General features: G+C 73.8%; 6 protein-coding genes and 2 pseudogenes. 6 read left to right on the forward strand and 2 right to left on the reverse strand.

Going from position 1 to position 11335, the window contains the following annotated elements; genetic code table 11:
- Positions 1 to 9 precede the first annotated feature (9 nt).
- A complete protein-coding gene (locus BX285_RS23715) occupies positions 10 to 1221 on the reverse strand; it encodes a serine protease (RefSeq protein ID WP_121177943.1) in 1212 nt (403 codons plus the stop codon).
- A 693-nt stretch (positions 1222 to 1914) separates the two neighbouring features.
- Here BX285_RS23715 and BX285_RS39530 point away from each other — a divergent pair.
- The 5 genes and pseudogenes from BX285_RS39530 to BX285_RS23740 form a co-directional block, all read left to right on the forward strand.
- Positions 1915 to 2703 (forward strand): annotated as a pseudogene (locus tag BX285_RS39530) (IucA/IucC family protein); the annotation flags it as partial.
- A gap of 164 nt (positions 2704 to 2867) precedes the next feature.
- Positions 2868 to 3965 (forward strand): annotated as a pseudogene (locus tag BX285_RS39535) (GNAT family N-acetyltransferase); the annotation flags it as partial.
- A gap of 64 nt (positions 3966 to 4029) precedes the next feature.
- Positions 4030 to 5472: a lysine N(6)-hydroxylase/L-ornithine N(5)-oxygenase family protein gene (locus BX285_RS23730; protein WP_121177948.1), complete on the forward strand. Its 1443-nt coding sequence runs from the start codon at positions 4030 to 4032 to the stop codon at positions 5470 to 5472.
- Positions 5450 to 7273, forward strand: a complete 1824-nt coding sequence (locus BX285_RS23735) for an IucA/IucC family siderophore biosynthesis protein (RefSeq protein WP_310794233.1) — start codon at positions 5450 to 5452, stop codon at positions 7271 to 7273. Before BX285_RS23730 ends, BX285_RS23735 begins: the two co-directional genes overlap by 23 nt.
- 12 nt (positions 7274 to 7285) lie before the next feature.
- The gene (locus BX285_RS23740; protein WP_097236029.1) at positions 7286 to 9415 is read left to right on the forward strand and encodes an ATP-dependent DNA helicase; all 2130 of its coding nucleotides are present in this window, start codon (positions 7286 to 7288) and stop codon (positions 9413 to 9415) included.
- 116 nt (positions 9416 to 9531) lie between these two features.
- Here the strand turns inward: BX285_RS23740 and lexA are convergent, their stop codons facing one another.
- A complete protein-coding gene (lexA, locus tag BX285_RS23745; protein WP_257033036.1) occupies positions 9532 to 10230 on the reverse strand; it encodes a transcriptional repressor LexA in 699 nt (232 codons plus the stop codon).
- Positions 10231 to 10758: 528 nt separating this feature from the next.
- Between lexA and nrdR the strand changes: the two genes are divergently transcribed.
- Positions 10759 to 11259 (forward strand): transcriptional regulator NrdR, encoded by a 501-nt coding sequence (gene nrdR, locus BX285_RS23750; protein ID WP_097236028.1) that lies wholly within the window; start codon positions 10759 to 10761, stop codon positions 11257 to 11259.
- Positions 11260 to 11335 lie beyond the last annotated feature (76 nt).

The raw sequence follows: 11335 nt of genomic DNA on the forward strand, positions 1-11335 counted from the left end.
CCGTGGCGGCTACTGCTTCCTGGAGATCCAGTCCAGGGCCTGCCTGGCGACCGTCTCCAGGTACGGGCCGCTCAGCGAGGTGTGCTCCTGGGTGCCGATCGAGGTGTTGCTGACCAGGGCCGTCCTGCCGTCCGGCATGGTGGCGAACCAGCCGCCGCCGCTGGAGCCCTGGGTCATGTCGCAGCCGATGGTGAGCATCGAGGGGCGCTTGGCGTCGAAGGAGAGCCGGGTCGGCTTGCCGCCGTCGCACCGGTACAGCTCCTGGCCGTCGAAGGGCTTGAGCAGCGGGTAGCCGGTGGCCCACACGCCGAGCTTGTCGCGGGGGGCGTCGAACCACACCGGGACGGCCGAACCGACCGTCTCCTCAAGGGACTTGCCGGTGTCGTTCTGGTTGTGCACGCGCATGACCGCGAAGTCGTACTGGTTGGCGGCGTCGCCGGAGCTGCCGCCCTCGACCGTCCACTGCGGGGAGGTGGCGACCTGGTCGGCCCACCAGGTGCCGAACGGGGCCAGTTCGGACAGCGGGGCCCGCTTGCCGCCGCTGGACGCGCCCGAGTTGTTGTACGCGGGCACGAAGACCAGGTCCTTGTAGTAGCTGCCGCCCTTGCCCGGATGCACGCAGTGGCCCGCCGTCCACACCAGGTTGCTCTTGCCCGGGTGCTGCGGGTCGGTGATCACCGTCGCCGAGCAGTTGCCGCGGCCGCCCTGGGCGGAGAAGAACACCTTGCCGGAGGGCTGCTTGGTGTACGGACGCGGTACCGCCACGGCCTTGACCGCCGGCGGCTCCGGATCGGTCACGCCGTCGTCGGTGGCGGGTTTGGGGGTCGTGGGGGCGGGCTTGGCGGCGGGCGGAGCCGGTTCGGCGGGCTTGGAGTCGCCCATCTTGTCCGGATCCCAGAAGTCCTTCACCACCGGGTTGTTGAAGACGTGCTTGGACGCCCACGTGTCCCAGTCCTCGAACTTCCACTTCTTCAGGTCGTCCCAGCTCCTCGGCAGGCCCTCCAGCAGGCCGGTCGGCAGACCGGACGGGAGGGTGATCCCGCCGATCACGCCGCTTCCGCCGGAACCGCTCGAACGGCCGCTCGCCGCGGCCGAGTCGGGCGGCGGCGCGGCGGTGCCCGCGCCGCTGCCCGCCGGGCCGTCAGGTCCGCAGGCGCTCACGGCGAACAGGGCTCCCGCGACCGCGGCGGCGGCCAGTGCTGACCGGTGGATCGTTGACATCTGTGCGCGTCCCCCTGTGCTCGGTCGGTTCGGTGCTCGGTCCGCCTGTGGTGCGGTGGTGCGGTGGGCCCGCGGTGCGGTGGGCCACCGTCCTGGAGTCTTCCATCGCCGACGAGGACGGCCGTGCCCACCCCCCCGGGTTGCGGCCCGGACCGGAGGTCACCGATCCGCGACGCGGGCCCGGTTGATCCGTTGGTGCAGCAGGGTCCCGACCTCCGGTGGTGGACAATCTCCGATCTTCACCCGGACGAGTGAGCCGTCCTTGTGATCACCCGTCATGGATAGGTAACCCTTACCTGACGCGACGGTGCGAGCGCCCGCCGGTTCCCTTCTCCGCCCGCGCGTCGGCACCCCCACGCGCCCCAAGGAGCAGCCTTGAGCACCGCCCTCACCGGAGCCCCGCCGGAACCGCCGCTGGCCGCGCCGCGGTCGACCGTCGAGCCCGACCCGCTGCTGCACGCCGACCCCGCGGTCGCCGCCGAACAGGCCGCACTGGAAGCCCTGTTGCGCTGCTGGACCCGGGAGACCGGCGCCCGCCCCGGCCCCGACGGCCGACTCCGGATCGCCGTCCTCGGCGGCGCCGCCCTGCTCACCGCCCCGGTCCGCTACTGGTCCCCGGGCGGCTGGCACCGCTTCGGGCGCGCCACCCTCGCGGCGGCGAGCGCTCCGGTGGAGGCCTCGGCCGGCACCCCGGTGGACGCCGTCACCGCCGCCGCGCTGCTCGCCGCCGCGGCCGCCGAGCGGCCCGACCCCGGGCAGGTCGCCGACCTCGCCGGCCGGGTCGCCGACTCGGTCGTCCGCACCGCCGAGATCCTGGCCCACCGCCGCACCGCCCCCGCCCCCGGCGGACCGGAGCGCTCGCACTTCCTCGCCGCCGAACAGTCCCTGCTGCTCGGCCACCCGCTGCACCCCACCCCGAAGAGCCGCGACGGCCTCGGCCCGGCCCAGAGCGCCGCCTACTCGCCCGAACTGCACGGCTCCTTCCAGCTCCACTGGTACGCCGTGGACCGCGACCTGCTCGCCGCGGGCTCCGCCGTCGCCGAGAGCGCCGACCAGCTCACCGCCGGCCTGCTCGGCAGCCGCACCGCACTGCCGCCCGGCACCGCCGCCCTGCCGCTGCACCCCTGGCAGGCCCGCGAACTCGCCCACCGGCCGGCCGTCGCCGCACTGCTCGCCGAGGGGCTGCTGCACGACCTCGGCCCGGCCGGGGAGCCGTGGTACCCCACCTCCTCGGTGCGCACCGTCTACCGGCCCGGCACCCCGTGGATGCTCAAGCTCTCGCTCGGCCTGCGGATCACCAACTCCCGCCGGGAGAACCTGCGCAAGGAGCTCCACCGCGGCCTGGAGATGCACCGGCTGCTGGAGAGCGGGCTGGCCGCCGAGTGGCGGGCCGCCCACCCGGGCTTCGACATCGTCCGCGACCCGGCCTGGATCGGCGTCGACCACCCCGGGCTCGGCGACCCGGGCGGCCTGGACACCGTGCTGCGCGCCCAGCCCTTCGCCGCCGCCGAGCGCGTGCTCTGCGTCGCCGGGCTGGTCGCCGAACAGCCGCTCGGCACCGGCGACACCGTGCCCTCCCGGCTCGGCGACACCCTGCGGGCGCTCGCCGCCCGCTGCGGCCGCCCGCTGCCGACCGTGGCCGCCGAATGGTTCCTGCGCTACCTGGACACCGTCGTGCTGCCCGTCCTCTGGCTGGACGGCCGGGCCGGCATCGCCCTCGAAGCCCACCAGCAGAACAGCCTGGTCCTGCTGGACGCCGACGGCTGGCCGACCGGCGGGCGCTACCGCGACAACCAGGGCTACTACTACCGGGAGAGCGCCGCCGAACGGCTCACCGCCCGGCTGCCCGGGCTCGGCACCGACAGCGACACCTTCCTCCCCGACCCGGTGATCGACCACCACTTCGCCTACTACCTCGGCATCAACCACGTCCTCGGCTTGATCGGAGCCCTCGGCTCCCAGCAACTGGCCGACGAGACGGTGCTGTTGGCCGCGCTGCGCCGGTTCCTGGCCGGTCCCGCGGCCGCCACCGGCTCGGCGCTGCCCGCACTGCTGCTGGACGCGCCCACGCTGCCCTGCAAGGCCAACCTGCTCACCCGGATCAACGGCCTGGACGAGCTGGTCGGCCCGGTCGCCACCCAGTCCGTGTACGTGGACATCCCCAACCCGGTGGCGGGCCCCTGATGTTCGACGACCTGCCCGGGTGGGGCGCGATCCCCACCCCGGCCGGCGAGTTCCGGCTCGGGCCCGTCCGGCTGCCCGCCGACCTGGACCTGCTCGCCGGGTGGATGAACGACCCCGAGGTCGACGCCTTCTGGGAACTCGCCGGACCACCGGAACGCACCGCCCGGCACGTCCGGGCCCAGCTGGACGGCGACGGCCGCAGCCTCCCCTGCCTCGGCCTGCTCGACGGCGAGCCGATGAGCTACTGGGAGGTCTACCGCGCCGACCTCGACCCGCTCGCCGCCCACTACCCGGCCCGGCCGTACGACACCGGCCTGCACCTGCTGCTCGGCCCCGCCGCCAGCCGCGGCCGGGGGCTGGGCGCCGTCCTGCTGGGCGCCCTCGCGGAGCGGATCCTGCGCCGCCGCCCGCACTGCGAACGGGTCGTCGCCGAACCGGACGTCCGCAACCGGCGCTCGGTCCGGGCCTTCGAACGGGCCGGGTTCCGGACGGCCGCCGAACTCGACCTGCCCGGCAAGCGCGCCGCCCTCATGGTGCGAACCCGGGCCGCCCGGCCCTGACCCGCCCGGCCCCGGCCTTCGGCCGGCAGACCCCGCCCGGCCCCGATCCCGCCTAGGACACCCCGTGGACACCGCAGCCTCCCAGCCGCCGTACGACCTGCTCGGCGTCGGCATCGGCCCGTTCAACCTCTCGCTCGCCGCGCTCGCCCAGCCCGTCCCCGGCCTGCGCACGCTCTTCTGCGACCAGCGCCCGGAGTTCCGCTGGCACCCCGGAATGCTGGTGGACGGGGCCCGGATGCAGGTGCCCTTCCTCGCCGACCTGGTCTCCCTGGTGGACCCGACCAACCCGTGGTCCTTCCTCAACTACCTGCGAGAGCAGGACCGGCTCTTCCCCTTCTACTTCGCCGAGCGCTTCCAACTGCCCCGCCGCGAGTACGACCACTACTGCCGCTGGGCCGCCGAGCGGCTGCCCAACTGCCGCTTCGGCACCGAGGTCACCGCCCTGCACTGGGCCGGCACCTCGGGGGAGGGCCCGTGGTACCGGGTGGAGCTGACCGACACCGCCACCGGGCAGCGGTCCACCGTACGGGCCCGCAACCTCGCCCTCGGGGTCGGCACCCGGCCGGTGCGCCCCGAGGCCTTCGCCGCCCTGGCCGGCCACCCCCGCGCCTTCCACTCCGCCGACTACCTGGACCGCCGCGCCGACCTGGCCGGCGCCCGGGACATCACCGTGGTCGGCAGCGGGCAGTCCGGCGCCGAGGTCTTCCTCGACCTGCTCCGCCGCCACCAGGACGACGGCGTCCGGCTGCGCTGGCTCACCCGCACCCGGGCACTCGCGCCCATGGAGTACTCCAAGCTCGGCCTGGAGCACTTCACCCCCGACTACACCCGCTACTTCCACGGCCTGCCGGCGCCCGTCCGGGACACCCTGGTCGACGCCCAGTGGCAGCTGCACAAGGCCGCCAGCGCCGAAACCCTCGCCGAGATCCACGACCACCTCTACGAGCGCACCATCGGCCGCCCGATCGACACCGCCCCGGTCGAGATCACCCCCGGCACCGGCGTCACCGACGCCCGCCCCGGCCCCTGCGGCGGCCTGGAACTGCGCTGCCGGCACACCGACTCCGGCGCCGAGCACGTGCTGCGCACCGATGCCGTGGTGCTCGCCACCGGCTACCGGGCCGCCCGCCCGGCCGCGCTCGAACCGCTCGCCCCCCTGATCGACTGGGACGAGACCGGGCGCTACCGGGTCGACCTCGACCACCGGGTCGCCACCCGGCCCGAGCTCACCGGTGGCCTCTACGTCCAGAACGCCGAACTGCACACCCACGGCGTCGGCACGCCCGACCTCGGGCTCGGCGCGCACCGGGCCGCCGTGATCCTCAACGCCGTCACCGGCCGGACCGTCCACCGGCTGCCCACCCGCACCGCCTGGACCGGCTTCGCGCCGCCCGCCCCTGCCCCTGCACCCGCCTCCGGACCCGCAGCCGTACCCGCACCCCTCGAACAGACCCCCGTCTTCCCCCGCCCCCAGGAGCTGACCCGTGCCGCAACAGCCGGCCGCTGAACCGCCGCTCTACCTGCCCCCACACCTCACCGCCGGGCACTGGCAGCGGGCCGGCCGCGCCCTGCTGGCCAAGATGCTCGGCGAGTTCGCCTACGAGGAGCTGCTCACGCCGCTGCCCGGGGCCCTCGACGGCGAGTACCTGCTGAAGCTGCCCGGCGTGGAGTACCGTTTCACCGCCCGGCGCGGCGCCTACGACGGCTGGCAGGTCGACCCGGACTCCGTCCGGTGCTCCGAGCCCGACGGGCTGGACCCGCTGCGCTTCCTCCCGTACGCCCGGGAGACCCTGGGGATGCCCGGCGACACCACCGGCCACCTGATCCGCGAACTCTCCGCCACCCTGGCCGCCGACGCCCGCCAGCTCGCCACCGCGCTCACCGCCGCCGAGCTCGCCGACCTCGACCACCCCGCCCTGGAGGGCCGACAGACCGGCCACCCCTGGATCGTCCCCAACAAGGGCCGGATCGGCTTCTCCGCCGTCGACGCCGCCCGCTGGGCCCCCGAGGCCCGCAGCCCGCGCCCACTGCCCTGGATCGCCGTCCACCGCCGGCTCGCCGAGTACCGCGGCGTACCCGGCCTGGAACGGCCCGAGCAGCTCTACGCCCGCGAACTCGACGACGTGGACGCACTGCGCGCCGCGCTCGGCCCGGACGCCGACGACTACCTGCTGCTGCCCGTCCACCCCTGGCAGTGGGACGAGACGATCCTGCCGCTGTTCGCGCCCTGGATCGCGTCCGGGGAAATCGTCCCGCTGCCCTCGGACGGCGACCCACGACTGCCCCAGCAGTCCATCCGCTCCTTCTTCAACACCGCCCGCCCCGAGCGCTGCACCGTCAAGCTGCCGCTGTCGATCCTCAACACCCTGGTCTGGCGCGGCCTGCCCACCGAACGCACCCTCGCCGCGCCCGCCGTCACCGCCTGGCTGCACGGGCTGTACGAGGCCGACCCGTTCCTGCGCGACGAGTGCCGGGTCATCCTGCTCGGCGAGATCGCCTCCGTCACCGTCGACCACCCGCTGTACCGGGAGCTGCCCGAGGCGCCCTACCAGTACAAGGAGCTGCTCGGCGCGATCTGGCGCGAACCGCTCGGCCCCCGCCTGGACCCGGGCGAACGCGCCCGCACCCTGGCCGCCCTGCTGCAGACCGGCTCCGACGGGCGGGCGCTCGCCGCCGAGCTGATCACCCGCTCCGGCCGTACCCCCGCCGAGTGGACCGCCCGGCTGTTCGCCGCGATGCTGCCGCCGCTGCTGCACTTCCTCTACCGGTACGGCCTGGTCTTCTCCCCGCACGGCGAGAACGCCATCGTCGTCTTCGACGAGCGGGACACCCCGGCCCGGCTCGCGGTCAAGGACTTCGTCGACGACGTCAACCTCAGCTCGGCCGACCTGCCCGAGCTGCGCGACCTGCCCGCCGAGGTCGCCGACGTCCTGCTGCGGGAGCATCCGCAGGGGCTCTGCCAGTTCATCCACTCCGGGCTGTTCATCGGCGTCTTCCGCTACCTCGCCCCGCTGCTGGAGGCGCAGACCGGGCTGCCCGAGGCCGAGTTCTGGGCGCTGCTGCGCGCCGAGATCCTCCGCCACCAGGACCGCTTCCCCGAGCTGCGCGAGCGCTTCGAGCTGTTCGACCTGTTCCGGCCCCGGATCGACCGGCTCTGCCTCAACCGCAACCGGCTGCTCCTCGACGGCTACCAGGACCGCCCGTTCCGCCCGCACGCCGCGCGGTACGGGACGGTGCCGAACGCGCTCGTGGCCGTGGACGTACGGTTGCCCGCGCAACGGGACCGGATTGTCACCCCCGCCCCGTAGGGTGGGAGGGTCATGACGAACGACTCCGAATCCCACGACTCCGAATCCCAGCGGGCGGCGGACCTCGGCGACGAGGCCGAGGAAGCAGTCCCCGTCCCGCGCTCGCGGATCCCCGAACTGCTGCACGCCGCGGTGGCGGCCGTCGGCGGCGTCGAGCGCCCCGGACAGGTCCGGATGGCCGAGGCCGTCGCCGACGCCGTCGACCACGGCGAGCACCTGCTCGTCCAGGCCGGCACCGGCACCGGGAAGTCCCTGGCCTACCTGGTGCCCGCGCTCGCCCACGGCGACCGCGTGGTCGTCGCGACCGCCACCCTGGCGCTCCAACGCCAGCTGGTGGAACGGGACTTGCCGCGCACCGTCGACGCGCTGCACCCGGTGCTGCGCCGCCGCCCGCTGTACGCGATGCTCAAGGGCCGCTCCAACTACCTGTGCCTGCACCGGGCCAACGAGGGCACCCCGAGCGACGAGGGCGAGGGCCTGTTCGACCCGGTGGACGCCCTCGGCGGGCCCACCGGCAAGCTCGGGCAGGACGTGCTGCGGCTGCGCGACTGGGCCGACGAGACCGAGACCGGGGACCGGGACGACATGAGCCCCGGCGTCTCCGACAAGGCCTGGGCGCAGCTCTCGGTCACCTCCAAGGAGTGCCTGGGCGCCACCCGCTGCCCGTACGGGCAGGAGTGCTTCGCCGAGAAGGCGCGGGAGCGGGCCAAGCTCGCGGACGTCGTGGTCACCAACCACGCGATGCTCGCCATCGACGCGATCGAGGGCGCGCCGGTGCTGCCCGAGCACGGGCTGCTGATCGTGGACGAGGCGCACGAGCTGGTCAACCGGGTCACCGGCGCGGCCACCGCCGAGCTGACCGTCGGCGCGGTCAACCGGGCGGTGAAGCGGGCCGCCCGGCTCGCCAACGAGAAGGCCGTCGACGCCTTGCAGGCCGCCGCCGAGAACTACCACGGCCTGATGGAGACCGCCCAGCCCGGCCGGGTCGAGGAACTGCCGGAGTACCTGGCGTACGCGGTCACCGCGATCCGGGACGCCGCCCGCCAGGTGATCACCTCGCTGGGGGAGACCAGGGACAAGGGGCTCAGCGACGAGGACGCCGTCCGCAAGCAGGCGATGGCCTCGGCCGAGACGCTGCACGAGACCGCCGACCGGCTGCTGGAGGGCTCCGAGTACGACGTGGTCTGGATCGAGCGCAGCGACCGCTACGGGCTGGGCACCGCCTCGCTGCGGGTCGCCCCGCTGAGCGTGTCCGGGCTGCTGCGCGAGGGGCTGTACAAGGAGCGCTCGGTCGTCCTCACCTCCGCCACCCTCAAGCTCGGCGGGGACTTCAACGGCGTCGCCGCCTCGGTCGGCCTGCCCGCCGAGACGCGGCTGCCGGACGTCCGCACGGCCGGGGACAACCCGGAGCAGGGCCCGGCGTTCGGCGAGGACGCGGTGCCGCACTGGCGCGGCATCGACGTCGGCTCGCCGTTCAAGTACCCCAAGCAGGGCATCCTGTACGTCGCCAAGCACCTGGCCGATCCCGGGCGCGACCCCGAACGGCCGGACATGCTCGACGAGTTGGCCGAGCTGATCGGCGCGGCCGGCGGGCGGACGCTGGGCCTGTTCTCCTCGATGCGCGGCGCCCAGGCAGCCGCCGAGGCGATGCGCGAGCGGCTGGACCACCGGATCCTGCTCCAGGGGGAGGACACCCTGGGCGAGTTGATCCGCGAGTTCGCCTCGGACGCGAGCACCTGCCTGTTCGGCACGCTCTCGCTCTGGCAGGGCGTGGACGTGCCGGGCTCGGCCTGTCAGCTGGTCGTGATGGACCGGATCCCGTTCCCGCGGCCGGACGACCCGCTGATGAGCGCCCGCCAGCGGGACGTCGAACAGCGCGGGGGGAACGGCTTCATGGCGGTCGCGGCCACGCACGCGGCGCTGCTGATGGCGCAGGGCGCGGGCCGGCTGGTCCGCGCGGCGGAGGACCGGGGTGTGGTGGCGGTGCTGGACCCACGGGTGGAGACCAAGCGGTACGGGGGCTTCTTCCGGTCCTCGATGCCCGGGTTCTGGTACACCACGGACCGCAACCAGGTGCGGCGCTCGCTGGCGGCGATCGACGCCTCGGCGGCGCCGGTGCGGCCGGTGGTGAAGCGGGGCTGAGCGGGCCTCGGCAGGTCCTCGGAACGCCGGAGGGGCTCCCCGCACGCTGCGGTGGAGCCCCTTCCCGGTGTCTGATGGTGGTGGTGCGGGCGCGCCCGAGGGGACGCGCAGCCCGCTCAGAGGCGGCGCAGGACCGCGACGACCTTGCCCAGGATGGTCGCGTTGTCGCCGTTGATCGGCTCGTACGCCGGGTTGTGCGGCATCAGCCAGATCCGGCCGTCCTCGCGCTTGAGCCGCTTGACGGTGGCCTCGCCGTCGATCATGGCGGCCACGATGTCGCCGTTCTCGGCGACCGGCTGGCGGCGGACGGTGACCCAGTCGCCGTCGCAGATGGCGGCCTCGATCATCGAGTCGCCGCGCACGGTGAGCGCGAACAGCTCGCCCTCGCCGACCAGTTGGCGGGGCAGCGGGAAGACGTCCTCGACCGTCTGCTCGGCCAGGATCGGCCCGCCGGCGGCGATCCGGCCCACCAGCGGCACGTAGGAGGTGGAGGGGCGGCCGGCCGTCTCGGCGGTGTTCGGACGGGCCACCTCGACGCCGCGGACCTCGTAGGCGCGCGGCCGGTGCGGGTCGCGGCGCAGGAAGCCCTTGCGCTCCAGGGCCATCAGCTGGTGGGCGACCGAGGAGGTGCTGGAGAGGCCGACGGCCTGGCCGATCTCGCGCATGGACGGCGGGTAGCCCCGGCGCTGGACGGAGTCCCGGATGACCTCGATCACCCGGCGCTGGCGCTCGGTGAGCCCGGCCTCGTCGGTGCGGATGCCGGGGGGGCGCCCGGGCATGGCCCGGGCGGGGGAGGCATGGGCGTCATCAACCATGGCGGAGGAGTGTTCGACCGGCTGGTCGGGCACCCGGTTCGCGCCGGAAAGGGCCGTACCGGGGAGACGGTGGTCTTCGCTGCGGTCCATGCTGATGTCCACACCCTGCTGATTGTTGGTGCGCTGCCCGAGCTTGAACTGGGCGTGTTCCTGCACCGGGATGGTGTTGCTTTCGATCGTGTTCACGGCGGCCCCTCTCGACGGCTGTCCTCTCCCTTTTCCAGCCCAACGCACCTCCTATCGAAAGGTTGCGCCAAACACACGTTCGAGTGAATTATTCGGGAGTTGGCTGACTCGATCAAGGCTTTGTTGTACATCGAGTAAATGTTCGACTCGAACGCGACTCCGGCAGTCTAATCGGCGCCGACACGCCAGGGGTGCCGCTTCCCCCAGAGACCTAGATGTAGTGGCTAGAGTCCTCTCCGTGCCCAGTACTAGTGGTCGCCTCGCATGATCAGCTTGCCGAGGCCGGGGGCACATCGCATAGACTCGACTGGTCCGCACGTTCTGCCAGGGAGGGATCCCGAGGTGCACTGCCCCTTCTGCCGGCACTCCGACAGCCGCGTTGTCGACAGCCGGACCACCGAGGACGGCAGCTGCATCCGCCGTCGTCGGCAGTGCCCGGACTGCGGTCGCCGCTTCACCACGGTGGAGACGGCGGCGCTGATGGTCATCAAGCGCAGCGGCGTCACCGAGCCGTTCTCCCGGCAGAAGGTCATCACCGGCGTCCGCAAGGCCTGCCAGGGCCGCCCGGTCACCGAGGACGCGCTGGCCCAGCTCGGCCAGCGGGTCGAGGAGTGCGTGCGCGCCAGCGGCAACGCCGAGCTGACCACCCACGACGTCGGGCTGGCCATACTCGGCCCGCTCAAGGAACTCGACGTGGTCGCCTACCTGCGCTTCGCCAGCGTGTACCAGGCCTACGACGGACTGGAAGACTTCGAGGCCGCCATCGCGCAACTGCGCGCCGAGCAGCCTCTCACCCCGGAGACGGACGACGCCTGCGTCTCCGTCGCCGCCGCCGCGCCCTAGGAGGCGCCGGCACCAGGCCCCAGGCGGGCCCAGCCGCACCACGACGGCCCCGCGGGGCCCCCGCGCGCCCGGAAAC

Source organism: Streptomyces sp. 1114.5, from assembly GCF_003635085.1.
GTDB lineage: Bacteria > Actinomycetota > Actinomycetes > Streptomycetales > Streptomycetaceae > Kitasatospora.

Bases quoted from the DNA above. Each gene is read 5' to 3' on its own strand.
- BX285_RS23715 (WP_121177943.1), bottom strand. From the start codon at position 1,221: ATGTCAACGATCCACCGGTCAGCACTGGCCGCCGCCGCGGTCGCGGGA.
- lexA (WP_257033036.1), bottom strand. From the start codon at position 10,230: ATGGTTGATGACGCCCATGCCTCCCCCGCCCGGGCCATGCCCGGGCGC.
- BX285_RS23740 (WP_097236029.1), top strand. From the start codon at position 7,286: ATGACGAACGACTCCGAATCCCACGACTCCGAATCCCAGCGGGCGGCG.